25 protein-coding genes are annotated in these 24,533 nt (G+C 70.6%); 14 read left to right on the top strand and 11 right to left on the bottom strand.

The window, feature by feature from the left end:
- Positions 1-121: 121 nt before the first annotated feature.
- Positions 122-535, top strand: a complete 414-nt coding sequence (locus ATL42_RS12465) for a hypothetical protein (RefSeq protein WP_098455627.1) — start codon at positions 122-124, stop codon at positions 533-535.
- Between the two features lie 11 nt (positions 536-546).
- Here ATL42_RS12465 and ATL42_RS12460 read toward each other — a convergent pair whose 3' ends face one another.
- Positions 547-1,137, bottom strand: a complete 591-nt coding sequence (locus tag ATL42_RS12460; RefSeq protein ID WP_098455626.1) for a helix-turn-helix domain-containing protein — start codon at positions 1,135-1,137, stop codon at positions 547-549.
- Between the two features lie 90 nt (positions 1,138-1,227).
- On the opposite strand from ATL42_RS12460, the gene ATL42_RS12455 reads away from it, so the two are divergent.
- Positions 1,228-2,274, top strand: a complete 1,047-nt coding sequence (locus tag ATL42_RS12455) for an NAD(P)/FAD-dependent oxidoreductase (RefSeq protein ID WP_098455625.1) — start codon at positions 1,228-1,230, stop codon at positions 2,272-2,274.
- A complete protein-coding gene (locus tag ATL42_RS12450) occupies positions 2,271-2,900 on the top strand; it encodes a class I SAM-dependent methyltransferase (protein WP_098455624.1) in 630 nt (209 codons plus the stop codon). The genes ATL42_RS12455 and ATL42_RS12450 overlap by 4 nt, the downstream gene beginning before the upstream one ends.
- 72 nt (positions 2,901-2,972) lie before the next feature.
- Here the strand turns inward: ATL42_RS12450 and ATL42_RS12445 are convergent, their stop codons facing one another.
- Positions 2,973-3,752 (bottom strand): anti-sigma factor, encoded by a 780-nt coding sequence (locus ATL42_RS12445; protein ID WP_098455623.1) that lies wholly within the window; start codon positions 3,750-3,752, stop codon positions 2,973-2,975.
- Positions 3,749-4,348: an ECF RNA polymerase sigma factor SigK gene (gene sigK / locus ATL42_RS12440; protein WP_098455622.1), complete on the bottom strand. Its 600-nt coding sequence runs from the start codon at positions 4,346-4,348 to the stop codon at positions 3,749-3,751. Before sigK ends, ATL42_RS12445 begins: the two co-directional genes overlap by 4 nt.
- 205 nt (positions 4,349-4,553) lie before the next feature.
- Between sigK and ATL42_RS12435 the strand changes: the two genes are divergently transcribed.
- Complete coding sequence (locus ATL42_RS12435) at positions 4,554-5,138, top strand: GNAT family N-acetyltransferase (protein WP_098455621.1); 585 nt, start codon at positions 4,554-4,556, stop codon at positions 5,136-5,138.
- Positions 5,139-5,249: 111 nt separating this feature from the next.
- Positions 5,250-7,208, top strand: coding sequence for a sigma-70 family RNA polymerase sigma factor (locus ATL42_RS12430; protein ID WP_211281816.1), 1,959 nt, complete (start codon positions 5,250-5,252; stop codon positions 7,206-7,208).
- Between the two features lie 66 nt (positions 7,209-7,274).
- On the opposite strand, the gene ATL42_RS12425 is transcribed toward ATL42_RS12430, so the two are convergent.
- Entirely contained in the window at positions 7,275-8,291 is a 1,017-nt protein-coding gene (locus ATL42_RS12425; protein WP_098455619.1) for an NADP-dependent oxidoreductase, read from the bottom strand.
- A gap of 115 nt (positions 8,292-8,406) precedes the next feature.
- On the opposite strand from ATL42_RS12425, the gene ATL42_RS12420 reads away from it, so the two are divergent.
- From ATL42_RS12420 to ATL42_RS12410, 3 genes are all read left to right on the top strand, one after another.
- Positions 8,407-9,030 carry a TetR/AcrR family transcriptional regulator gene (locus tag ATL42_RS12420; RefSeq protein WP_169925422.1) on the top strand — a complete coding sequence of 208 codons (624 nt, stop codon included), beginning with the start codon at positions 8,407-8,409 and terminating at the stop codon, positions 9,028-9,030.
- Positions 9,027-9,413 carry a DUF1304 domain-containing protein gene (locus ATL42_RS12415; protein WP_098455617.1) on the top strand — a complete coding sequence of 129 codons (387 nt, stop codon included), beginning with the start codon at positions 9,027-9,029 and terminating at the stop codon, positions 9,411-9,413. Before ATL42_RS12420 ends, ATL42_RS12415 begins: the two co-directional genes overlap by 4 nt.
- An 88-nt stretch (positions 9,414-9,501) precedes the next feature.
- Entirely contained in the window at positions 9,502-10,395 is an 894-nt protein-coding gene (locus ATL42_RS12410; protein WP_098455616.1) for an SDR family oxidoreductase, read from the top strand.
- Between the two features lie 95 nt (positions 10,396-10,490).
- On the opposite strand, the gene ATL42_RS12405 is transcribed toward ATL42_RS12410, so the two are convergent.
- Positions 10,491-10,796 (bottom strand): DUF4235 domain-containing protein, encoded by a 306-nt coding sequence (locus ATL42_RS12405; protein WP_098455615.1) that lies wholly within the window; start codon positions 10,794-10,796, stop codon positions 10,491-10,493.
- A 173-nt stretch (positions 10,797-10,969) separates the two neighbouring features.
- On the opposite strand from ATL42_RS12405, the gene ATL42_RS12400 reads away from it, so the two are divergent.
- Genes ATL42_RS12400 through ATL42_RS12390 form a run of 3 tightly spaced genes read left to right on the top strand, consistent with a single transcriptional unit; the run spans position 10,970 to position 13,668 of the window.
- Positions 10,970-12,493, top strand: coding sequence for an APC family permease (locus ATL42_RS12400; protein ID WP_098455614.1), 1,524 nt, complete (start codon positions 10,970-10,972; stop codon positions 12,491-12,493).
- A 39-nt stretch (positions 12,494-12,532) separates the two neighbouring features.
- The gene (locus ATL42_RS12395) at positions 12,533-12,985 is read left to right on the top strand and encodes a DoxX family protein (RefSeq protein ID WP_098455613.1); all 453 of its coding nucleotides are present in this window, start codon (positions 12,533-12,535) and stop codon (positions 12,983-12,985) included.
- Positions 12,986-13,038: 53 nt separating this feature from the next.
- Positions 13,039-13,668, top strand: coding sequence for a LysE/ArgO family amino acid transporter (locus tag ATL42_RS12390; protein WP_098456548.1), 630 nt, complete (start codon positions 13,039-13,041; stop codon positions 13,666-13,668).
- 322 nt (positions 13,669-13,990) lie between these two features.
- Here ATL42_RS12390 and hrpA read toward each other — a convergent pair whose 3' ends face one another.
- The 5 genes from hrpA to ATL42_RS12370 form a co-directional block, all read right to left on the bottom strand.
- Complete coding sequence (gene hrpA / locus ATL42_RS12385) at positions 13,991-18,622, bottom strand: ATP-dependent RNA helicase HrpA (protein WP_098455612.1); 4,632 nt, start codon at positions 18,620-18,622, stop codon at positions 13,991-13,993.
- An 85-nt stretch (positions 18,623-18,707) separates the two neighbouring features.
- On the bottom strand, positions 18,708-18,872 hold the full coding sequence (locus ATL42_RS16470; protein WP_169925421.1) for a hypothetical protein: 165 nt from the start codon (positions 18,870-18,872) through the stop codon (positions 18,708-18,710).
- Positions 18,873-18,949: 77 nt separating this feature from the next.
- Entirely contained in the window at positions 18,950-19,339 is a 390-nt protein-coding gene (locus tag ATL42_RS12380; protein ID WP_098456547.1) for a roadblock/LC7 domain-containing protein, read from the bottom strand.
- A gap of 88 nt (positions 19,340-19,427) precedes the next feature.
- A complete protein-coding gene (locus ATL42_RS12375) occupies positions 19,428-19,793 on the bottom strand; it encodes a hypothetical protein (RefSeq protein ID WP_098455611.1) in 366 nt (121 codons plus the stop codon).
- Positions 19,794-19,932: 139 nt separating this feature from the next.
- Positions 19,933-20,406, bottom strand: a complete 474-nt coding sequence (locus ATL42_RS12370) for a hypothetical protein (RefSeq protein WP_143556757.1) — start codon at positions 20,404-20,406, stop codon at positions 19,933-19,935.
- Between the two features lie 113 nt (positions 20,407-20,519).
- Between ATL42_RS12370 and ATL42_RS12365 the strand changes: the two genes are divergently transcribed.
- Entirely contained in the window at positions 20,520-22,220 is a 1,701-nt protein-coding gene (locus ATL42_RS12365; protein ID WP_098455609.1) for an ABC-F family ATP-binding cassette domain-containing protein, read from the top strand.
- On the opposite strand, the gene ATL42_RS12360 is transcribed toward ATL42_RS12365, so the two are convergent.
- On the bottom strand, positions 22,212-22,685 hold the full coding sequence (locus ATL42_RS12360) for a hypothetical protein (RefSeq protein WP_098455608.1): 474 nt from the start codon (positions 22,683-22,685) through the stop codon (positions 22,212-22,214). The two genes, ATL42_RS12365 and ATL42_RS12360, sit on opposite strands and share 9 nt — an antisense overlap.
- Positions 22,686-22,919: 234 nt before the next feature.
- Between ATL42_RS12360 and ATL42_RS12355 the strand changes: the two genes are divergently transcribed.
- Together ATL42_RS12355 and ATL42_RS12350 are read left to right on the top strand one after the other, a co-directional pair.
- Positions 22,920-23,288 carry an STAS domain-containing protein gene (locus ATL42_RS12355; RefSeq protein ID WP_098455607.1) on the top strand — a complete coding sequence of 123 codons (369 nt, stop codon included), beginning with the start codon at positions 22,920-22,922 and terminating at the stop codon, positions 23,286-23,288.
- Between the two features lie 38 nt (positions 23,289-23,326).
- The gene (locus ATL42_RS12350; protein WP_098456546.1) at positions 23,327-24,532 is read left to right on the top strand and encodes an exonuclease SbcCD subunit D; all 1,206 of its coding nucleotides are present in this window, start codon (positions 23,327-23,329) and stop codon (positions 24,530-24,532) included.
- Position 24,533: the final 1 nt, after the last annotated feature.

Raw genomic sequence — 24,533 nt, 5'->3', positions numbered from 1 at the left:
CCTTCAAGCAGGCGGATGTAGGAGTACTTCCATCCTGCAAGACCGGGACCTACCCCTTCCTCACGCCCACACTCCCCGGCATGTCACCAACGTCATGACCCACAACACCTAGAGTGCCGCCATGACCATTGATCGCGACGACGCCCCACGACCAGCCCGTCGGCACAGAGGGCGCCTCCTGCTGCTCGCGCTCCTCTCAGCCGCGACCTGGTTCGGGTGGTTCGGGTGGGACACCACGTACCAGGTCGACGCATCCGGAAACACGTCCGGCCCCTACGAGACGTGGCAAGGGCTCGGTGCTGTGCTGACGATCGTCTCGCTCGTCGTCGTCGGAACAGCCCTGCGCCTCGGCACCGCGCTCGTCGCTCTCGCGACCGCAGCCGGTCTCACCGCCGGGTTCGTCATCACGTCCGCACCGCAGGACTCGTCCGGACTCTGGGGTGCGGGGGCGCTGTTCCTCGCGGTCGGTGTCTTTCTCGGCGCAGCCGTCGTCTCATATGTCACGGCATGGTGGCTGCGCCACCGCACGCCCTGACGTCTGCTATGTCATGAGCCCTGCGGCACCGAGCGAGCGCGGACGTGGGCTCGCTCGCCCTGGCGGCCGAAGAGGCTGAGCATCTCGACCGGCTGGGAGTCGGCGCTGCCGAACCAGTGCGGGGCTCGGGTGTCGAACTCGGCCGCCTCGCCAGGGACCAGGATGAGGTCTTGGTCGCCGAGGACGAGCCTGAGTCGCCCGTCGAGCACGTAGACCCACTCGTAGCCCTCGTGCGTCTTCGGCGTCGGCACGGCGTCGGGCGGGGTGCCGGGGATGATGTGCTTGTACGCCTGGACGCCGCCGGCGCGACGCGTGAGCGGGATGATCGTCGCGCCGTGAGCCGTCGACACCGGACGCATGTGGACCCGCGGGTCGCCCGTGTGCGGGGCGCCGACGAGCTCGTCGAGCGGTACCTCGTACGCCCGGGCGAGGGGCAGCAACAGCTCGAGGTTCGGTCGTCGCTGGCCGGACTCCAGACGCGAGAGGGTGCTCACCGAGATTCCTGTCGTCGCCGAGAGCTCGGCGAGGGTGACCTCACGCTGGGCCCGCAGGGCGCGCAGACGGGGGCCGACGGCCGTGATGACGTCATCGAGGTCTTCCATCACTCGAGCATGCACCCAGAATTGCTGTTCTGGCAAATATTCTTGCTGCTTTGGCGAAGTCTGGTGCAAGGTCGTCATGGAGGTGGTCCCATGACCCACAGCACTACTGCAGTCCCGCACCGCACCGGTCTTCCGAGCACCGTCGACGTCCTCGTCGTCGGCGGCGGAGCAGCCGGGCTCAACGGTGCGCTCGTCCTCGCCAGTGCGCGTCGCTCCGTGCTCGTCGTCGACACCGGAGCACCGCGCAACGCCCCAGCGGCAGGCGTCCACGGCTTCCTGTCCCGCGACGGGACACCACCGGGCGAGCTCCTGGCGATCGGCCGCGCCGAGGTGGAGTCCTACGGTGGCACCGTCGTCGACGGAGAGGTCGTCGGTGCATACAGGTCCGGCAGCCGCTTCGTCGTCGCTCTTGCGGACGGCCGCACGGTCGGCGCGCGCAGGCTGCTCGTCACGACAGGCCTCGTCGACGAGCTCCCCGCCGTCCCCGGGGTCGCCGAGAGGTGGGGGCGCGACGTCCTGCACTGCCCCTACTGCCACGGGTGGGAAGTCCGTGACCAACCTGTCGGGATCATCGCCTCGAGCCCGGTGGCCATGCACCAGGTCCTGCTCTTCCGGCAGTGGACCGCCGATCTCACCCTGTTCCTCGACGACGCCTTCGAGCCCTCGGACGACCAGTGGGAGCAGCTCGCTGCACGCGGGATCGCGGTCGTCGACGGACAGGTCGCAGGCCTCGACGTGACCGAGGACCACATCGCCGGCGTGCGGCTTGCCTCGGGCACGGTGATCCCCGTCCGAGCCGTCGTCGTGGCCCCGCTCCTGCGTGCGCGCTCGACGCTCCTCGCGCAGCTCGGCATCGTTCCCGTCCCGCACCCCTCCGGGATAGGCGAGCACATCCAGGCCGGTGCAGCCGGGACCACCGAGGTGCCTGGCGTGTGGGTCGCCGGCAACGTCACGGATCTCGCTGCGCAGGTCGTCGTCGCAGCAGCCGGAGGTCTCGTCGCGGGAGCCTCGATCAACGCAGACCTCGTCGCAGAGGACACTGAGCATGCCGTCGCAGATCGCCGAGAACCGTTCTCGGCCGCGGCAGAAGCGCGCAACTCCGAGCGTGTGCTCGGGAACAGGAGGCACGGACTGTGAGCCAGGTGCACGATGCAGCATTCTGGGACGAGCGCTACAGCTCGTCCGCCGCGATCTGGAGCGGCAAGCCCAACCCACACCTCGTGAGCGGAGCGATCGACCTCACGCCCGGAAAGGCGCTCGACGTCGGCAGCGGTGAGGGCGCCGACGCGATCTGGCTCGCCGCCGCAGGCTGGGAGGTCACCGCGGTCGACCACTCCCAGGTCGCGCTCGCACGGAGCGCCGAGCACGCCGCGCAGGCCGGCGACGACGTCGCAGCACGGATCAGCTGGGAACAGGCCGACGTCACGGACTGGGAGCCGGGCGAGGGGATCTACGACCTCGTCTCAGCCCAGTTCATGCACCTGCCCAGCGCGCTCCGGATCCCGCTCTTTGCACGGCTCGCCGCCTCGGTGGCGCCGGGCGGGAGCCTGCTCGTCGTCGGGCACAACCTCTCCGACCGCGAGACCCCGGTGCGCGGCCACTTCGACGCGGACTCCTTCTGGGCAGGAGCGGACATCGTCGCGTCGCTCGACCCCGACGCCTGGGACGTCCTCGCGAACACCTCTCCAGGGAGGACCGTCGTCCACGAGGGCGCGGAGCACGCGATCAACGACACGGTCGTCCACGCGCGTCGGAAGGTCTGAGCCTCTCGACGAGCCGAGCGCGGGCGGGATTCACGATCCCGCCCGCGCGTCGTCCGTGACCGTGCGGCGCGCTCAGCCGGCGGCGAGGACGACGACCGGGTCCGTCGTCGGCTGCTCAGAGCCTCCGACAGGCTCGACCGTCAGCGCGAGCACCGACCCCTGGGGCATCGACGCCACGCGGGCCACAGCCGTCCCCTCGGTGAGCGCCAGGACCCCGGCCGAGACCGGTGCGCCGTCCGCGACGACCCAGAGCTGGTAGTCCCCGTCGTCGAGGTCGGGCAGGTCCGCAGCCGTGAACACGGCAGCGTCGGCAGCGACGACAGCCACCGCGCGCCCGCCACCGGACACGTCGGCCTGGACGATCTGTGCGTCGGGCTGAGCGAGGACGTCCGCGACAGCGTCGGCCTGCAGCTGGACCCGGTCCGCACGCTGTGCCTGCTGGACGGCGATCCCGGTCGGCACCGCGACAGACACGAGGAACGCGGCAGCGACGGCCAGCCACCGAGCGGCCGGACGCGGGCGGGACGCCCGCGCGGTGCCAGACCTGCCTCGAGCACCGATCTGCGTCACCCCACCGATCTGCGTCACCCCACCGATCTGTGCCGCCCCACCCATCTGCGGCGTGGTGGCGATCCGGTCGAGCACGGACGTGCGGAGCCGGTCGGGTGCCGCGACGGAGCCCGAGGCAGCGAGCAAAGCTGTCGTCTCCCGGAGGGACCGCGCCTCCGCCGCGAGGGCCGGATCGTCCCGCAGGGCGCGCTCGACGGTGGCGCGCTCGACGTCGTCGACCGCATCGAGGGCCCACGGCGCGAGAAGGTCGCGGACGTCGTCGTGCAGGTCGTCGTTGTTCACAGGTCCACCCCCAAGCAGTCGCGGAGCCGGTTGAGCCCGTCACGGATGCGGGACTTCACGGTCGGGAGGGCCACGCCAGCGCTGTCAGCGACCTCACGATAGGTGAGTCCTCCGTAGTACGCGCTCATGACTGCCTCCCGCTGGAGATCGGTGAGCGATCCCAGGCAGTCGGTCACCCGGTCGCGCTCTTCGTTGTGCTCGACCGTCTCGGCGACATCGTCGTACGGCCTGCTGTAGTCCCGGACTCCCACGAGGTCGTCCCGGGTTCGTTGCGACTGCACCGACCGCACGCGGTCGACAGCCCGGCGGTGAGCCATCGTCGCGATCCAGGCGGCGACGCTCCCGCGTCCTGCGTCGAAGCGGGGCGCGGTGCGCCACACCTCGACCATGACGTCCTGCGTGAGCTCGGCAGCGAGGTCTGGGTCCCGCAGGACCCGGAGCGCGGTGCCGTGCACCAGCGGTGACGTCTCGTCGTAGAGGGATTCAAAGGCTGCGCGGTCGCCGGTGGCGACCTGGCTCACGAGACCGGCGAGCCGTCGGGCCCGCTCGTCGCGGTCCGTCGGCGCGCTAGGAGCACGTGGTCCGGTCGAGGTCATCGGGCCATTCTGCCGTGCGGAACGAGGGGCGACGAGCCGAGCGGCTCGGCGGGTCTGACGTCTTCATGGTGCGGTCCTCCGTCGTGGCGCGTGGTGTGCGTCTGTCACGGGAGGTTCGGAGCGGGCTGCGGTCCGGATGGGTGCGCGGGAGAGATCTTCACCCCGGCCCGCGCGCGCCACGGCGGAGTCCGACTATCGTCCGAGCATGACAGTCGTACTCCGTGCCGCGATGTCCGACGACGTCCCGGCGATGGCACGCATCTACGACCACCACGTGCGGACGACGACCGCGACGTTCGAGACCGTGCCGCCCGGCGAGGCGCTGTGGGCGGAGAAGGTCGTGTCGATCGTCGCGGCAGGGTGGCCGTTCCTCGTGGCCGAGATCACCGACCCGTCGCCTGGCGAGGTCGGCGGTGTCGTGGGCTTCGCCTACGTGGGTCCGTGGCGGGTCCGACCGGCCTACCGGTACACGGTCGAGGACACCATCTATCTCGATGCTGCGGCGACCGGCCGCGGCGTGGGTACCCGGCTCCTCGCGGAGGTCCTCGACCTCGCGCGGGCAGCGGGGGCGCGCGAGGTCGTCTCCGTCATCGCCGACGCGGAGACCACCGCGTCGCTCGCCCTCCACACCCGCCTCGGATTCCGCACGGTCGGGCGCCTCGAGGACGTCGGGCGCAAGCACGACCGATGGTTGGGTACGACGCTGCTGCAGCTGAGCCTCGTCGACCGCACGGCCGACGATGCCGATGCAGATGCCGACGGGCCAGAGCCGCGGGGGCAGCAGACGTGAGGCAAGTTTTCGTTATCGGAGGGTTCCGCGCCCGTCTCCTGTCATGTGGCTGCCCGCTGGGCAGCCGTAGCTGACTGTCCGAAACCCGATGGAGAGGTCCACACGTTCATGGTGAACCACCCTGATACCGCCACGGTGGTGGCTGCCCGCGCCGGCGACCCACAGGCCGTCGACCGACTGGTCACCGAGTACCTGCCGCTCGTCTACACGATCGTCGGACGGGCCCTGGACGGGCACGCCGACGTGGACGACGTCGTGCAGGAGACGATGATGCGGGTGGTCCGTAACCTGGGCGACCTGCAGGAACCTGAGTCCTTCCGCTCCTGGTTGGTCGCGATCACCGTGCGCCAGGTGCGGGAGCGGTACCGAGCCCGCCGGGACGCGCCGCGCGCGGTGGTGCCGGACGACGTCCGTCAGGCAGGGTCAGACTTCACTGACCTGGCGATCGTCCGGCTGGAGCTGTCGGGCCAGCGCCGAGAGACTGCCGAGGCCACCCGCTGGCTCGACGAGGAGGCCCGCGAGCTGCTCGCGCTCTGGTGGCTGGAGGCCTCGGGTCACCTGACCCGTGACGAGATCGTCGCCACGACAGCAGTCAACCGCCAGCACACCGCCGTCCGTATCCAGCGGATGAAAGAGCAGCTGGAGACATCCCGGGTGGTCGTGCGCGCACTGGCGACCAGCCCTCGTTGCCCTGATCTCATCCTCGCGACGACGCACTGGGACGGGAGCCCGAGCCCGCTGTGGCGCAAGCGCATCGCCCGGCACACGCGCGAGTGCGAGCGGTGCACGCCCGCCTGGTCGGGCCTCGTCTCCGCCGAGCGGCTGCTCGGCGGCATGGCGCTCGTGCCCCCGAGCCTGACCGTGAGCGCAGGGCTGGCTCACCTCGGCGGTGACCCCGTCGCAGCGGCGCAGACCGGGACGGCAGCGAGCACCGGGACGGCGCACCCAGCACCCGGCGCGGTGATCACCGGCAGGTCGTTCGTCGCAGGGATCACGACCGGCCGCCGGGTGCTCACCACGCTGCTCGTCACCGGGATGGTGCTGGGCGGCGGGGCGGTCGCGGTGGGCTATCAGAACGATCAGGAGGCGAGCGCCCCGGTCATCGTCCCGACTGCTGCGCGGTCGACCACCGTGTCCACGCCCTCCCTCTCTGAAGCGTCCCGAAAGCCTCAGCCTGCTCCGACCCCGACGACGGACGATCCGACACCGAGCCCGTCTTCCCAGCCAGCCGCGCCAGAACCGACAGCATCACCCACCCCGGCACCGGCACCGGCACCGGCACCGGCTCCGACGACGACCACGAGCCCGACCGCGGCAGCCGTCCTGCCCGCCACGCTCTCGGTGAAGAAGGGGGTCGCCACCTGGCAGTTCGACGGCATCGAGGGCGCGCTCGGTGACGTCGGTGCCGGCTGGTACTACAACTGGTCACCGTCGAACGCGACGATGCCTGGCCCGGCGGACGTCGAGTTCGTCCCCATGATCTGGGGGAGGGACGACGTCGATGCCGCGACGCTCGCCCAGGTGGCGAGCGAGGGAACGGTTCTGCTCGGCTTCAACGAGCCGGACATGGGCGGTCAGGCGAACATGGGCGTCGAGGAGGCGCTCGATCTGTGGCCGCAGCTCGAGAGCACGGGGATGCGCCTCGGCAGCCCGGCCGTCGCCTACGGCGGCGACACTCCCGGCGGATGGCTGGACACCTTCATGACCGGCGCCGCCGAGCGCAACCTGCGCGTCGACTTCATCACCTTGCACTGGTACGGCTCGGACTTCAGCGATGCATCGGTCGGCCACTTCCTCAGCTACGTCGACGCCGTGCACGAGCGCTATGGGCTGCCCGTCTGGATCACCGAGTACGGCCTGATGAACTTCTCCGGCAGCCCGAAGTACCCGACCGGGGCCCAGGCTGCCGCCTTCATCGAGGGCTCGACGACGGGCATGGAGTCGCGCGCCTTCGTCGAGCGCTATGCCTGGTTCGGTCTGCCCGCCGTGGGGGACAGCGTCGAGTTCGGCCTCTACCGGGACGCCACCACGCCGACCGAGGCCGGGCTGGCGTACAAGGCCGCAGGCTGAGCGCAGGACGGGCCGACCCGCTGTGCGGGTCGGCCCGTCCTCGTGCGGGTCGGGGAGCCGTTCCGGTCAGCCGGCGGCGCCGATGCGGACGACCATCTTGCCGGTGTTCTCGCCGCGCATGAGGCCGAGGAACGCCTCGACAGAGTTCTCCAGGCCGTCGACGACGGTCTCGTCGGACACGACGTCGCCCGACGTGAGCCACGGGCCCATCTCGCTGATGAACTCGGGCATGTGCTGGGCGTGGAACCCGACGATGAAGCCTTCGAGGGTGAGGCGGCGCGTGACGAGGTTCGTCATGTTGCGCGGGCCGGGCGTCGCCTCGGTCGAGTTGTACTGGGAGATCGCACCGCAGAGCGCTGCGCGGCCGCCGTCGTTGAACGAGTCCAGGGCTGCCTCGAGGTGGTCGCCGCCGACGTTGTCGAAGAAGACGTCGATGCCGTCCGGTGCTGCCGCGCGCAGCTGCTCGAGGACAGGCCCCTTCTTGTAGTTGAACGCGGCGTCGTAGCCGTACCGCTCCGTGAGGAGGGCGACCTTCTCGTCGGTCCCGGCGCTGCCGATGACGCGGCCTGCACCCTTGAGGTGTGCGATCTGGCCGACGGCGGTGCCGACGGCGCCTGCGGCACCGGAGACGAACACGGTCTCGCCCGGCTGCATCTTGGCGACCTTGAGGAGACCGGCGTAGGCGGTGAGGCCCGTCATGCCGAGGGTGCCGAGGTACGCGGACGGGGAGATGCCCTCGAGGGGCTGCACGGGGCGGAACTGGGCTGCCTCGGCCTGGGCGATGTCGCGCCATCCGTACTGGTGCAGGACGAGGTCGCCTTCGGCGAGCGTGTCGGAGCGGCTCTCGACGACGCGGCCCACCGCGGCGCCGGTCATGGTCTCGCCGAGGGGGAACGGCGGCGTGTAGGAGCGGCCCTCGTTCATCCGGCCGCGCATGTACGGGTCGACGGACATGAACTCGTTGCGGACGCGAACCTCACCGTCAGCGAGGTCGGGGAGGTCGACCTGGACGGTGCGGAAGTTCTCGTCCGTGGGCCAACCGGTCGGGCGGGAGACGAGCTGGACCTGGGTGCTGATGGGCACGGGGACTCCTTCGATCGAGGTTGTGAACTGAACGGTTCACAACTACTGTGGACCACGAACGCGAACGATGCAACCACAGACGGTACGAGGACGAGCAGACAGGGACGAGGACACCATGGGTCGGCCACAGGCATTCGACACGGCGAGCGCCGTCGCCGCAGCGCGCGACCTCTTCTGGGAGCACGGGTACGACGCGACCTCGATCACCGACCTCGAACGGGCGACGGGCATCAACCGGTCGAGCCTCTATCACGCGTTCGGCAGCAAGCGAGGCCTCTTCGACCACGCGGTGCGCAACTACCTCGACGTCGTCGTCGGCCCTCGGAGCGAGATCGTCCGCGCGCCAGGGGCCGGGCTGGGGGAGGTCGTCGACTACCTCGAGCAGCTGGCAGCCGTCCTCAGAGACGACACGGCTCGGTGGTCGCGCCTCGGCTGCCTGCTCGTCAACGCGTCGACGAGCCTCGCCGCCCGAGACGACGACCTCGCTCGCGTCGTCGAGACGTACCGCGACGACCTCGTCGCGGCGTTCACCACGGCCCTCGCCGCAGAGATCCCGGACGCAGCCCGACGCGCCCGGGTGACCGCCGGGCTGACGATCTCCGCACTCTCGATAGCCCGTACCAACCCGGCGGCCGCGGCCGAGCTGCTCCACGACGCGGTCGACGACCTGCGCGCCACACCTGCTCTCCCCGCCCCCACCTCTGCTCTCCCCGCCCCCACCCCTGAGGAGTCCCCATGATCGCCCTGAGTCTCGTGCTGGCAGCGCTCGCTGCCGCCGTCCACGTCTACATCTTCGTGCTCGAGTCCGTCTTGTGGACGGCTCCTCGAGGACGTGCGACGTTCGGGACCACGGCCGAGGAGGCGGTCGCGACGCGAGAGCTCGCCTTCAACCAGGGCTTCTACAACCTCTTCCTCGCGATCGTCACGGTGGTCGGCGTCGTCCTCGTCGCCGCCGACCAGACTGCGGCGGGGACAGCGCTCGTCTTCGCCGGTGCGGGGTCGATGGTGCTCGCAGGCATCGTGCTCCTCGTCTCCTCGCCGAGCAAGGCCCGTGCGGCGCTCGTCCAGCTGTCGGTTCCGGCCGTGGCGCTCCTCACGATGGCGGTCGGCCTGGCCGCGTAGCGGTTGCGACCTCCTCGTCGTCGCCAGACGATAAAGAACGAGCCCTCACCCACCCGGTGAGGGCTCGTGTCTGAGAGAGGGAGCACAGATGACTGACCAGCACACGCTCACCAACCCGATCACGCAGTACCAGATGCCTGAGCCGCCGGAGCAGAGCCTGTCCGGCACGGGCCTCGACTCCGAGCTCGTCCCGACGGCGGACCACGGCCAGGACAGCTATCGCGGGTCCGGCCGTCTCGAGGGGCGCAAGGCTCTCATCACCGGGGGAGACTCCGGGATCGGGCGCGCTGTCGCGATCGCCTACGCCCGCGAGGGCGCCGACGTGGTGCTCAGCTACCTCCCGGAGGAGCAGAGCGACGCCGACGACGTCGCTGCTCTCGTCCGCGCGACGGGCCGCACGTGCGTCCTCGTCCCGGGCGACATCGCCGACGAGTCCTTCGCACGCGAGCTCGTGCGCCGTGCTGTCGACGAGCTCGGCGGGCTCGACATCCTCGCGAACATCGCAGGCCGGCAGAAGTTCGTCGACGAGCTCGCCGACCTCACGTCGGAGTCGTTCGACCTGACGTTCAAGACGAACGTGCACGCGCTGTTCTGGATCATCCAGGAGGCGCTCCCGCACCTGCCGGCCGGGGCGAGCATCATCAACACGAGCTCGATCCAGGCCTACAAGCCCTCACCGAACCTCGTCGACTACGCGACGACCAAGGCGGCGATCAACACGCTCTCCAAGGCGCTAGCCCAGCAGCTCGCACCCCAGGGGATCCGGGTCAACGTCGTCGCCCCGGGACCGATCTGGACGCCGTTGCAGGCCTCGGGCGGTCAGCCGCCCGCGAAGCTGCCGACCTTCGGGGAGCAGACCCCGTACGGTCGCGCCGGCCAGCCGGCCGAGCTCGCGCCGGCCTATGTGTTCCTCGCGTCTCAGGAGTCGAGCTACGTGAGCGGCGAGACCCTCAACGTCAACGGCGGGACACCGACGCCGTGACACGTCCTGAGCCCTGACCGACCCGCTCGAGCAGTGACCCGCTCGAGCAGGCACGTCCGCGAGGACGGCCTGCTCGAGCAGGCGGACGACCAGGCTCAGCTACCAGGCCAGTCGCCCGTCACGCGCTGGAAGGCGCGTGCGCCACCTCGGTCGATGAGCGCCTTGACGGATGCGTAGATGGCACCCTGGATGAGCGCGGCGACGAGCACCTCGCCCAGGCCGTACTCAGACTGCAAGGGGCCGGGCGCGTCCTTGCGGTCGCCAGGGGCGACACGCTTGTAGACCTGCTTGAAGATCTGTCCGGCGACGAGCCCGCCGATGAGCGAGCTGACGAGCCCGACAGGCCGGTACAAGAGCTTCGCGGACGTCGTTCCTGTCTCTTCTCTGCGTGGTGCGTTCATGCTTCCGACGCTAGTTCAGGTGCTGGAGATTCGCTGGTCGACGGCCTAGCGAGACGCCCGACGAGGTGGGAGACGCCGGCGCCGTCGTCCCGCATCGCGGTACCAGGCTCGCGGTGTCCCTGGCGAAGGAGCAGGCTCAGACCTGAACGGGCGCGAGACCAGGGGAGACGACGATGGCTAGCGGCAAGAACATCTTCAGGCGCAAGAGCGCCGAGCAGGCGTTGGCGACGACGGACGACCCGGACCGTTCGCTCAAGCGAGACCTCACGGCGTGGGACCTAGCCGTCCTGGGGGTGGCCGTCGCGGTCGGTGCCGGGATCTTCTCCGTGGGGGCGACCGCCGCCGCGAACTATGCAGGACCAGGCGTGATCATCTCGTTCCTCATCGCTTCCGTCGTGTGCGGGCTGGCCATCATGTGCTACGCCGAGTTCGCGTCGACCCTGCCGATCGCCGGCTCCGCCTACACGTTCTCCTACGTGACGATGGGGGAGTTCGTCGCGTGGATCATCGGCTGGGACCTCATCCTCGAGATGCTCCTCGCCGCAGCCGTCATCGCGAAGTTCTGGGGCATCTACCTGTCCGACGCGTTCGGGCTCTTCGGGATCGACGTCCCGACCACGGTGGACCTCGGGCCCGTCGACCTCGACTGGGGACCCGTCGCGATCGTCGCCGTGTTCACGGTGCTCCTCGTCATCGGCACGAAGCTCAGCACCCGGGTCAACGGGGTCCTGACGATCCTCAAGGTCGGCATCACCCTCTTCGTCATCGTCGTCGGGTTCTTCTACGTCAAGGCGGAGAACTACTCGCCGTTCATCCCGCCGGCGGAGCCCGCCGAGTCGGTGTCCGCCCTCCACCAGCCGCTCTTCGCCTTCCTCTTCGGGCTCGAGCCCACCACGTACGGAGCCGTCGGCCTGCTCTCCGGTGCTGCGCTCGTCTTCTTCGCGTTCATCGGCTTCGACGTCGTCGCCACCACCGCGGAGGAGACCAAAGACCCGCAGCGAGCGCTCCCGCGCGGGATCCTCGGTGGGCTCGCCGTCGTCACCGTCCTCTACATCCTGGTCACCGTCGTCGTCACCGGCATGGTCTCGTACACCGAGCTCGCCGCGAGCGACAGCCCGTCGCTCACGACAGCGTTCGTCCTCGTCGGTGCGGACTGGGCGGGCAAGGTCATCTCGATCGGGATCCTGCTCGGCCTCACGTCGGTCATCATGGTGCTCCTCCTCGGGCTCACCCGGATCGTCTTCTCGATGAGCCGCGACGGGCTGCTGCCGCGGGCGCTGTCTCGCACGTCGGGCCGCTTCCACACGCCGGTGCGCCTGCAGGTCGGCGCGGGAGTCGTCGTCGCCGCGATCGCCGGGTTCTCCGAGGTCGAGCTGCTCGAGGAGATGATCAACATCGGGACGCTCTCCGCGTTCGTGCTCGTGAGCTTCGGCATCCCGCTCCTGCGCCGCTCACGTCCCGACCTCGAGCGTGGCTTCCGCGTCCCGTGGTCGCCCGCGCTGCCGATCGTCTCGGGCGTCGCGTGCCTCTGGCTCATGTCGAACCTCACCACCCTGACGTGGTTGCGGTTCGGCGCCTGGCTCGTCATCGGGACGGCCGTCTACTTCGGGTTCTCGTACCGCAACAGCCAGCTCGGCCGGGAAGGATCTGCGCGCGCGGCTGCTGCGACCGACAGCTCGGACGAGGTCCGCACCTGAGCGGGTGCGGATCCTTCGCGCGGTGCTAGGTTTTTTGCGATGACTGTCGAACCGAGCCTCGTGGCGACGCCCGCACCGCACCCCGCCGCACGAACGGTCGGGCGTTGGGGCCTCGCAGCCGTGCTGCTCGCGGCCGGGGTGGGGCACCTGCAGAACACGGACGAGTTCCTCGCTCAGGTGCCGCCGTGGTTCCCGGCGCGCGACTCGGTCGTCTATGTCTCTGGCGCCGTCGAGCTGAGCCTCGGCGCGGCCCTCCTGTTCGGCCGCACGCATCGCGTCCGTGTCGGCTGGGTGGTTGCCGCGTTCTTCGTCATCGTCTTCCCGGGCAACATCTCGCAGCTCGTCACGCGCACCGACGCCTTCGGGCTCGACTCCGACCTCGCCCGGAGCGTCCGGCTGCTCTTCCAGCCGCTGCTCGTCGCGTGGGCGCTCTGGTCGACGGGCGCGTGGCACGCCTGGCGTCAGCGGTCGCGCTCTCCCCAGGAAGAGTGACCGCGAGTGGATGCACATCCTTGGCCAACGGCCAGGTCACTGCTCTCGGCCGCATGACCTTCTCCACGACGCTGCTGCCGGCGCTCTTCGGGCTCGGGACCGGGCTGGCGCTCATCGTGGCGATCGGTGCGCAGAACGCCTTCGTCTTGCGGCTCGGCATCCTGGGCGAGCGCCGGACGATCCTCGCGGTGGTGAGCGTCTGTGCAGGGTCGGACGTCGTCCTCATCCTTGCGGGGGTGCTCGGCATCGGTGCGGTGGTCGACGCCGCGCCCGGTGCGCTCGTCGTCGTGCGGGTCCTCGGTGCGGGCTTCCTCGTCGTCTACGGCCTGCTCGCCGCCCGGCGTGCGTTCCACCCCGGAGCGCTCTCTCCGACCGACGCACCACCGTCGACGAGCCTGCGGTCCACGGTCGGGACCGCTGTGGCGCTCACGTGGCTCAACCCGCACGTCTATCTCGACACGGTGGTGTTCCTCGGGTCGGTCGCCAACCAGAACCCGGGCGCCCAGCGGTGGTGGTGGGCCGTCGGGGCGGTGGTCGGGAGCATCGTGTGGTTCTTGGCGCTCGGACTCGGCGCCCGCTACCTCCGGCCGTTCTTCGCCCGCCCTCGCTCGTGGCGCATCCTCGACTCGGTCATCGCCGTCGTCATGATCGGCCTCGGCGTGCGCCTGGCGCTCGGCGACTGACACGCCTCCGCGGCCGAGCCCCTCGGTCGCGGCTCCTGCCGGCTCTCCGGCAGCGGCTCCTGCCCCCACCCCTGGTGGCCCCACCCGTTCGGGGTCAGCCCCACCCGCCCCCGGGCACCGGTGAGGTCGGCACTTTGAGTCGAGTTCGGGTGGTGGGAGTGCCGTACTTGACTCAAAGTGCCGAACTCGATGTCCTGGTCTGCCGTCTGCCGTCTGCCGTCTGCCGTCTGCCGTCTGCCGTCTGCCGTCTGCAGCCCACAGCCCACAGCCTGGGGCCCGAAGCCTGCAGGTTGCCGCCTGTAGTTTGCTGGTGGTCGGCGCTTCAGACGCCTAGGACCTTGCGGATGCGCTTCTCGCTCACGGGGCCGTCGGTGCCGAGCTGTTGGGCGAACAGCGAGACGCGGAACTCCTCGATCGTCCATCGCACCTCGGCGAGCTCGGCTGCACGGACAGGGTCGGGCGAGCCGGCCGCGTACGCGGCGCGGGCTCTCGCGTGCGCCTCCTCGACGTCGTGCACCCGCCACGCGAGCTCAGCGTCGCGGTTCGGGTTCGTCATCGCTTTCTCCAGCCGGTACGACGCAGCCCGCAAGTACCGTGCGAGGTGCGGCAGCCGGTGACCTGGTGTCGCGGCGACGAAACCGTCGACGACGAGACCGCCGACGTGGTCGCGGATGTCGGCGAGCGTGCTGAGCAGCGCGAGGCTGTTGCCGCTGCGGATCTCGCCGTCGAGCGTGCGTGCTGCGGCGAGGGCTGCGACCACGTGCCCGACGACCGTGTGGACCTGGTCTTCGAGCCGCACCTTCACGCCCTTGACGGTCGCGGCATAGGCAGCAGCATCCCGGACGAACCCGGCCTCCGGCGTGAGCATGCGGACGGCGGCGAGCTGCAGGTCGGCCACGAGCGCAGCCGTGCTCGTGTACGGGCTGGCCGCGAGCGTGAGGGACTGGCTGCTCGACCACCGCGACGTGATGCGTGCCTGCTGCAGCGCGGTCTCTCCGAGCACGAGCCGCCTGACGCCCCGCTCGTGCTCGCCTGCCTGACGTGACGCGTCGGCGAGAACCCGCAGCGCGACGGTCCACGACGCACCGGACCGTTCTTCGACGAGTGCCGGATAGCCACGCACGACCATCCCGCCAGGGCCGGGCGTCTCGACCTGTGCGGGCATGACCCCGTCGGGCAAGTCGCTGGGCCAGGTCGTCAGCCCACCAACCTCGGTGACAGAGGCCCCTACCCCTCTTGCTCCCCCTGCCACCCCTGCCGCTCCTGCCACCCCTGGCCCCCCAGAGCCTCCGGAGCTTCCGGAGCCCGCGAAGTCGGCACTCTGGGCCGGGGTCGGCAGTCCAGACCGCCGATCTGGACTGGAAGTGCCGACCTCGACGGACGTCGGGTGGGCGGCACCCGCATCCGCACCAGCACCAGCACCAGCCCCGGCACCAGCATCCGCACCCGCACCAGCGACCGCCGCTGCGCTCGCCGCGGCCTGGGCCTCGCGGAGGGCCGTGCCTACCGCGCTCTTCACCGCGGAGCGCACGGCGTCCTGGGACTGCGCCGCGAGGCGACGCTGGAGCGCGACGAGGTCCTTGCTCTCGTCGAGGACCACCTGGCTGCGCTTCGCCCCGGAGCCGCGCTCCTCGAAGACGCGGAACGTCATGCGCAGGTGTGCCGGGAGCCGTTCGCGATCCCAGGCGTCGGCAGGGATGTCGACGTCGCGCAGCGACCGGACGGCACGCGAGAACGCGCTCTCGAACGACTCGGCCATGTCGCCGGCCCGCGTGATGTCGCCCCACTGCGGACACTCCTCGTGCAGCCAGGCGACCACCGCGCGCGCGACGTCGGGTGCGGGCACGAGCTGGACGCGCACAGGCTTGGGCAGCGACTTGATCGTGGCGACCGTGAGCTCGGCGAGGAGGCCGGGGACCATCCAGTCGAAGCCGTCGGGGACCACGCGGTTGAGCACGGAGATGGGCAGGTGGACGGTGACGCCGTCGGCCTCGGTACCTGGCTGGAACTGGTAGGTCAGCGGCAGGGTGAGGTCGCCCTGGACCCACTCGTGGGGGAACTCGTCGGCGGAGACCGAGGTGGCGCCCTCGGGGACGAGCAGGTCGCGCGTGAACGTCAGCAGCTCGGGGTCGTCGCGCCGGGCGTTCTTCCACCACTGGTCGAAGTGCCGTGCCGAGACGACCGACTCGGGGACCCGCTCGTCGTAGAACGCGAAGAGGGCGTCGTCGTCGACCATGAGGCCTCGCTGACGGGACCGTGCCTCGAGCTCGGCGGCCTCGTCGAGCAGCCTGCGGTTCTCTGCGAAGAACGCGTGGTGCGTGGTCCACTCGCCCTGGACGAGGGCGTGGCGGACGAAGAGCTCGCGGGCGATCTCGGGGTTGACCTTGGAGTAGAGGACCTTGCGGTCGGTGACGATCGGGACGCCGTAGAGCAGCACCTTCTCGATCGCCTGGGCAGCCCCCTGCTTGGTCGACCAGTGCGGCTCGGAGTACGTGCGCTTCACGAGGTGCGACGCGAGCTCCTCGGCCCACTCGGGCTGGATGCGGGCGACGTCGCGCCCCCACAGCCGCGACGTCTCGACGAGCTCGCCGGCCATGATCCAGACCGGCGGCTTCTTCGCGAGGCCAGACCCGGGGAAGATCGCGAACCGGGCACCGCGCGCGCCGAGGTACTCGTTGCGCGCGAACTTCTTCGCCCGACGGTCGTTCGCGCTCTCGCGGCCCTTGACGCTGGAGGCCTTGACCTCGGTGGCCTCCTGCATGCCGATCTGCGAGAGGAGCCCGGCGAGGAGGGACCGGTGGATGGTGTCGGTGTCCCACGTGAGGCGCAGGTCGTCGTCCGCGGCCTCGGCATGGGTGCTGGGCGCGTTGACGACGATCCCGAGCGGCTTGGCCATCTCCCGCAGCTGCGCCACGACGTCCTGCCACTCGCGGACCCGCAGGAAGTTGATGTACTCCGACTTGCACATGCGCCGGAACGCCGACGACCCCAGGTCTCGTTGCTGGGCCCGGACGTACTCCCAGAGGTTGAGGTACGAGAGGAAGTCGGAGGTCGGGTCGGTGAAGCGCGCGTGCGACTGGTCGGCCTGGGGCCGGAAGTCGGCTGGGCGTTCGCGCGGGTCCTGGATGGACAGCGCGGCGGCGACGATCATCACCTCGCGCGCGGACCCGCGCCTGCCGCCCTCGACGATCATCCGCGCCAGGCGCGGGTCCATCGGCAACTGGGCGAGCGCACGCCCGACGTCGGTGAGCCGCGTGCCGCCACCCTTCCCGAGCGAGCCGGCGGTGGTCTGGGGCTCGGCTCCGCCCGTCGTGCGTGCGGGCTCCGGGGGAACCGGGGGAGCCTGGGTCTCGAGCGCACCGAGCTCGGTGAGGAGCTGGACGCCGTCGCGGATCGCCCGTGTGTCGGGAGCCTCGACGAACGGGAAGCGCGCCACGTCGTCGGGCGTGCGCACGACGCCCACAGAGATCATCTGGAGCAGGACGGACGCGAGGGAGGTACGCAGGATCTCCGGCTCGGTGAACTCGGGCCGCGACTCGAAGTCGTCCTCGGAGTACAGGCGGATCGCGATGCCGTCCGCAACACGACCGCAGCGCCCAGACCGCTGGTTCGCGCTCGCCTGCGACACGGGCTCGATGGGCAGCCGCTGCACCTTCGTCGCCTTGGAGTACCGGGAGATGCGGGCGGTGCCCGGGTCGATGACGTAGCGGATGCCTGGAACGGTCAGGGACGTCTCGGCGACGTTCGTCGACAGGACGACGCGCCGGCCGGGGTGGGACTGGAAGACCCGGTGCTGCTCGGCTGCGGACAACCGGGAGTACAGGGACATGACCTCGATGTGGTCCGGGCGCCGCGGGTCGCTGACGCGCGCACCGAAGTGCCCGGCGAGCGCGTCGGATGCGTCGTGGATCTCTCGTTCTCCGGAGAAGAACACGAGGATGTCGCCGGGGCCGGCGGCGCTCAGCTCGTCGACCGCCTCGCAGACGGCGGTCATGAGGTCGCGCTCCTCGCCCTTCTTCGCGTCCTCGGGCGTGAGCGGACGGTACCGGAGCTCGACGGGGAACGTCCGGCCGGTGACCTCGATGACCGGAGCCAGGGGCACGTCGGGCGGCGTGGTCGAGCCTGGACCCGTCGCAGCAGGCGCACCCTCGTCGGCTGGGGTTGGGGCTGGGGCCGGTCCACCGGGCGCGAAGTGTCGCGCGAACCGCGCCGAGTCGATGGTCGCCGAGGTGATGATGACCTTGAGGTCCGGGCGCTGGGGGAGCAGGCGCGTGAGGTACCCGAGGATGAAGTCGATGTTCAGGGACCGCTCGTGCGCCTCGTCGATGATGAGCGTGTCGTAGGCGAGAAGCTGGGGGTCGCGCTGGATCTGGGCGAGGAGGATGCCGTCGGTCATGACCTTGACGAGGGTCTCCTCCGAGGAGGTGTCCGTGAACCGGACCTGGTATCCGACGATCTCGCCGAGCGTCGTGCCGACTTCTTCCGCGATGCGCTCGGCGACCGTGCGAGCCGCGATGCGGCGCGGCTGGGTGTGACCGATCTGCCCCGCTCGGCCGCGGCCGAGCTCGAGCGCGATCTTGGGGATCTGGGTCGTCTTCCCGGAGCCGGTCTCGCCCGCGACGATGACCACCTGGTGGTCGCGGATCGCGGCAGCGATGTCCTCGCGCCGCGCAGAGACGGGCAGCTGCTCGGGATAGGTGATGGGTGGGACGACGACCGCGGCGCGCGCAGCGGCCGCCCGTGCGAGCCGGGCAGGGTTGACGCGCGGGACGCGAACGCCGCCGCCTCGGGGCCTGTCGCCACGAGGTCTGTCGCTCTGGGACCCGTCATCCCGGGACCTGTCGCTCGGGGATCGTCCGCGGCGGTTGCGGCGCGGCCGCCGAGGAGCGGTGCTGGGACGCTCGGTCCCTGCGCTCGGGTCGGTGGTCTGGTGGTTCTCGTCAGCCGTGCTCACAACGAACTATTCTCCCAGCGGGCGCAACACATTTCTTCCCGCGGGAGAAGGCTCCGTGCGGCTCCGGGACTCGTCGTCGAGCGAGTCAGTCCTTGACCATCTGGATGGGGATGAAGAAGGCGAGGGTCGACAGGAGGAGACCGGCGACGAACACGTACGCCTCGGCGCCCGGGAAATCGGTGGCCGCGCCCATGAGGTACAGGCCGAGCACGAACAGGGCGGTCATGGCGACGGCAAAGAGGGGACGCATGGGGATTCCTCCGGAGTTGGTTTCTCCGCTCAAGATATCAGCGCCGGTGCGCCGACGACGTCTCGGGAGCGCTGCACCTAGGGGAAGAGACTTCCGCCGGTCCCTTCGTCGGCCTTCGCGAGCTCGGCCGCGAGCCGCTGGGCGACCCGGTCGAGCAGGACGAGGTTGACGTTCGGGTCGGTGACGACGGTGAGCAGGTGCCGGGCGTCGATCGGGTAGACCACGACGCACCCGTCCGGGCCGCGCACCGTCGTCACCTGCAGCGCACCGAGCGTGAACGCCCCGACGGCCTGGTAGCCGACGGCGAGCACGGTGGCTGCTGCGACTGCAGCCGGGCCCTCGTCCTGGTCAGGCGCGTCGTCGTGGAACGACAGGCCGTCTGTGCGTGCCACCATCACGCGACGGATCCCCGGGATGTCTCTCCGGAGCGTCTTCGCGACGTTCATGGCGTGGTGCTTGACGAGCATGTGCTCTTGTCCGTCCCGTGGGTCCAGGTCTGGCGCGTTCGCCAGCACCCCTGAGGGGTGCTGGCGGTGGTGCGCGTCGTGCGGAGGATCAGATCTCGAGCTCGCGCTCCAGGTTGAGGAGCTGCCGGCGAGCCATCGCGAGGTTCGCGCGGCCCTTGTCGAGGACGAGGTAGAGGAACAGCCCCTTGCCGGACTGGCTCTGGATGAGGCGGATGAGGTGGATCTGGGTGGAGAGCGTGATGAGGATGTCCTCGATGCCCTCCTGCAGGTTGAGTGCCTGCATCGTGCGGAGCTTGGCGCGCACCACGTCGGTGTTGCCCGCGGCTGCGACATCGAGGTCGATTCCGGAGCCAGCCTGCCCGAGGGACATGCCGCTGTCATAGTCTACGAGGGCCACTGCCATCGCGCCCTCGATGAGGAGCGCTGCGTTGAGGGTGCTGTCCACTGTCGTCATAGGTGTGTCCTAGGGGTCTACGGAGCCACGGCGGTTCCGAGGCGAGTCCAGACATCCCATCGGACGGCGCGACCCAGACGTGAGGGAGTCGTCCGTCCTGCGTTGCGACGGGGTGCTCGGCGAGCGGGCCCAGACCTGTTCAGGACGCGTCGACGAGCTTCTGCTTGAGCGCGTCGACGTCGGCCTGGAGAGAGTCGATCGACGCGATGACGTCGGGAGGCGTCGCGTCGTCGAGCTGCGCGCGGAGCGAGTCGAGCCGGCTGCTGGCGTCGTCGAGAGCCGACTGTGCGTCGGAGGTCGTCTCCTCGGCGTCTGCGCCGGTCTCGCCGGCGTCGTCCAGGGCGGCCTGGGCCTTGGCGGAGGCGTCCTTCGCGGCGGTGACGGCCCCTTCTGCGGTGGAGCGCGCGTCGGCGGGAAGGCTGCCCAGCTGGTCGCTCAACGACTCGGCGTCGGCGGCGATCGACTCGACCTGCGAGCGAGCGTCGGCGACGAGCTGTTGGAGGTCCCCGCTGATGCCGTCGTCTGAGCATGCCGAGAGCGTGAGGGCTGCAGCGATACCGACGGCAGCGAGACGGGCGCGTGTCCTGTGCGATGACGGTGCAAGAGATGACATGGCTCCATTGTGTCCGACAGGGTCCTGAACCACGATCGATCGCAGCACCAGGAGCGTGAGGATCCAGAAAACGTTGTGCGCCCGCGCAGGCACGTGGTCCACACTGGAGCACCATGACCCACGCAGGCCCTGATCGCCCCTCATCCGTCCACGCGCCCGACGAGCTCCTCGACGGGCCCGCACCGCTCGTCGCGGAACGGCTCACCCGCTACTACGACGGGCGCACGGTCCTCGACGCCGTGTCCCTCGTCGTCGCGCCCGGCCACCGCGTCGGGGTCGTCGGTGAGAACGGCGCCGGGAAGTCGACGCTGCTGCGGCTCCTCGCGGGGATCGACGAGCCGGACGCCGGCACCGTCCAGCGCCCAGACGACCTCGGCTTCCTCCACCAAGAGACGCCGTACGGCCCGACAGCGACCGTCGAGCAGGTGATCGCCGACGCGCTCGCGGAGGTCCGCGCGCTCGAGGCGCAGGTGCTCACCGCGGGTGAGGTGCTCGCCGCGCTCGACGGCGACCGTGACCGCGTCGGCGCTCACGAGGGCAGCAGCGCCGACGCGCGCTCGGAAGCGGAAGCCTCCTACGCCCGCGCCCTCGCGCGCGCCGAGGCCGCCGAGGTCTGGGACGCCGACAGGCGCGCCGCCGTGACGCTCGCCGGCCTCGGCATCGAGCACCTCCACGGGCGGGTCGTCGGGCAGATGTCCGGTGGCGAGCGCACCCGGCTCGGCCTCGCGGCGCTCCTCGTCCGTCAGCCCGGCGCGCTCCTGCTCGACGAGCCCACGAACCATCTCGACGACGACGCCGCAGAGTTCCTCGGAGAAGCAGTCCGGGCGATGCCCGGGATCGTCGTGCTCGCCAGCCATGACCGGGACTTCCTCGATGAGGTCTGCACGGAGATCCTCGACCTCGACCCCTCGCCCACCGGCGAGTCAGGCACGCTCACCCACGGCGCCTACCGCGACTACCGGGTCGCGAAGAAGAAGGAGCGCGCCGAGTGGCAGCGCGTCTACGAGGCGGAGCAGGCCGAGCTCGAGTCCTTGCGCCAGGCAGTCGACACGACCGCCCGGGCGGTCGGCCACGACCGGCTCATGAGCGACCGCAACAAGATGAGCTACGACTTCCACGGCGCACGCGTCGAGTCGAGCGTCTCGCGTCGCGTGCGCAACGCCCAGCAGCGCTTCGACGTCCTCGAACGTGCCCAGGTACGACGCCCGCCGCTCCCGCTGACCTTCGCCCCCGGACCGCACGGGCTCGCGATCGCCGCAGCGAAGGGACGCGTGCTCTCGGTGCGCGACGTCGTGGTCCCCGGCCGTCTCACGCTGGCACGCCTCGACGTCGCCGCCGGGACCAAGCTCCTCGTCACCGGCCCCAACGGCTCCGGGAAGTCGACCCTCCTGCACGTCCTCGCCGGTGACATCGTCCCCGCCCGCGGTACCGTGCGGACCGCCGCAGGCGTGCGGGTCGCCCTGCTCGAGCAAGACGTCTACCTCCAGGACGACGTCCGCTCGCCGCGCCAGCTCTTCGACCTGCTCGGCGCAGCGAGAGCGCTCGAAGGGTTCGGGCTCGTCGAGGACCGGGACATGGACCGGCCCCTGCGCGAGCTGAGCACAGGGCAGCGCCGACGCGTGGTGCTCGGCATGCTCGTCGCGCAGGCCCCCGAGGTCCTCCTGCTCGACGAACCGACGAACCACATCTCGCTCGCGCTCGCGGAAGAGCTGGGGGAGGCGATCGGCAAGGCCCCCGGCACGATCGTGGCGGCGTCGCACGACCGATGGTTGCGTCGGACCTGGCGGGGCAAGGTCCTCGTGCTGTCAGTCTGAGGTCAGGGCTGACCCGGCGCCGCGCAGGAGGTCGATGTCGTCCTGGAGCACGCGCAGCGCCTGCGTCGTGGATGCGTCGATCCCGTCGACGAGCGCCGTGACCGAGCGGAGCTCGGCAGAGGCGGCGTCGAGCGCGGTCCGTGCGTCCTGGAGGGCGCCCTCGGCGTTCCACCGCGTGTGGACGTCGGGGCTGTTGGCCTGCGAGAGCGCGGTGCGCGCGTCGGTGGTCGCGGCGTCGGCGGAGGCGACGGCGTCGCGCACGACGGCGGCGAGGTCGTCGGGCAGCGCGGTGGTGCGGGTGGCGGCGACGAGGATGTCTCGGCCGACCGCCTCGGTCTGGGAGAAGACGGGGGACAGGGTCGTGTGCCGTTCTATCGAGGTCGCGCTCGCGGGTCCTGCCTGGGCGAGGGGCATGGCGAGGGCGAGGAGGCCGGCCGCTGCGATCTGAGTCGTCTTTGACGTCATGTAACAATTCTGCAACGGAATTCTGGGAAACCCCTGGACAGCGGGTCGATCTCACCCCGGAAGTCACCTCTCGGACGAACGAGAGGCAGAACCGGGGCCTGTCGCCTCGCTCTGGTGCGGTGGAAATTTCCACGCCGGGCGGTTAACGTCAGCCGACGTATTCCGCGTGCCGATCGTGACGCGCTTCTCCGGGCGCTCCCGGACCCTCGCACAGGGCAGTACAGGAAGAAGATCATGACCTCCACACCCACGGACCGCGACGACGCGAACGGGATCACGTGCTCTGTCCGGCCGGGCACGACGCTCATCACCCTGACCGGCGACATCGACGCAGCGCTGCGTGAGCAGGCGAGCGCCGCGATGGTCTCCCTCGTCGGCCGTGACGCCCCGGTCGTCCTCGACACCCGACGCGTGACGTTCATCGACTCCTCAGGCATCGCCTTCCTCGTCCAGGTCTACAAGGTGTGCGACGAGAGCTCGCTCGAGCTCGTCCTTCTCGACCCGCCGGTCAACCTCGTCGACCTGCTCGACATGGTCGGCATGCGCGAGCTCTTCACCATCGAGCGCTCCGGTGCACAGGAGTCGGTCGCCGCCGGCGCGTGACCGGAGACGATGTCGGCGGTGGCGGATACCGTCGCAGCATGCGGATCCTGCACACCTCTGACTGGCACCTCGGGCGGACGCTCCACGGTGTCGATCTCGTCGAGCACCAGGCCGCGTACCTCGACCACCTCGTCGAGCTGACCCGTTCCGAAGGCGTCGCTGCGGTCGTCGTCTCCGGCGACGTGTACGACCGCGCCATCCCGCCCGTCGAGGCCGTCACCCTCTTGTCTCAGACCGTGGAACGGCTCTCCGAGCACGCCCAGGTCGTCATCACGCCGGGCAACCACGACTCCGCCGTCAGGCTCGGCTTCGGCGCGGACGTGCTGCGCTCCGGCATCCACGTCCGCGCTCGGGTCGCGGACGTGGGCAGGCCGGTCGAGCTCGTCGACCCGCACGGCGGTCCGCCCGTCCTCGTCTACGCCCTGCCCTACCTCGACCCGGATGTGGCGCGCACCGCACTGCGGGACGACGCCCCTGAGCCGCTGGGCCGCTCGCACGAAGCGGTCATGGGGGCGGCGATGCGTCGGGTCCGCGCCGACCTCGCGCTGCGCACGAGCGCGGCGGGGCGGCCGGTCCGGTCTGTCGTCATGGCGCACGCGTTCGTCGTCGGCGGCGAGGCGTCGGAGTCAGAGCGCGACATCCGGGTCGGAGGCGTCGACAGCGTGCCGGCCGGGGTCTTCGCCGGCGTCGACTACGTCGCCCTCGGCCACCTCCACGGACCGCAGCGCGTCGCGTTCCCGGCAGGCACCGTCGGCCGCTACTCCGGGTCGCCGCTCGCGTACTCGTTCTCCGAGATGCGCCACACGAAGTCGACGGTCGTCGTCGAGCTCGCCGACCCGGCGGACGGCCGGGCGCCGGGGGGCGTCGGCGAGCCCGAGCTGCACCTCGCACCGGTGCCGCGCCGGCTGAGCGAGGTCGTCGGCCCTCTGGCCGACCTGCTCGGTGCCGCCGGAGAGGCCCACCGGGACGACTGGGTGCGCCTGGTCGTCACCGACCGAGCACGGCCGCGCGAGATGAACGTCCAGCTCAAGGAGCTGTTCCCGCACGCGCTCGTCATGCAGCACCGCCCCGAGGCGCGTGAGCCCCGGCAGTCGGTCAGCCTCACGGTCACGGCCGCGAGCGACCCGGTCGACGTCGCGACAGGGTTCGTCGAGCACGTCACCGGCGACGAGCCCAGCAGCGCCGAGATCAGCGTGCTCCGCACCGCCTTCGAGCGCGCCGCCGCCGCCGAGCGGAGCGCGTGAG

The sequence above is a fragment of the Sanguibacter antarcticus genome (genome assembly GCF_002564005.1).
GTDB classification, from domain to species: Bacteria; Actinomycetota; Actinomycetes; order Actinomycetales; family Cellulomonadaceae; genus Sanguibacter; species Sanguibacter antarcticus.
This window is presented reverse-complemented; position numbering and strand designations above follow the sequence as displayed.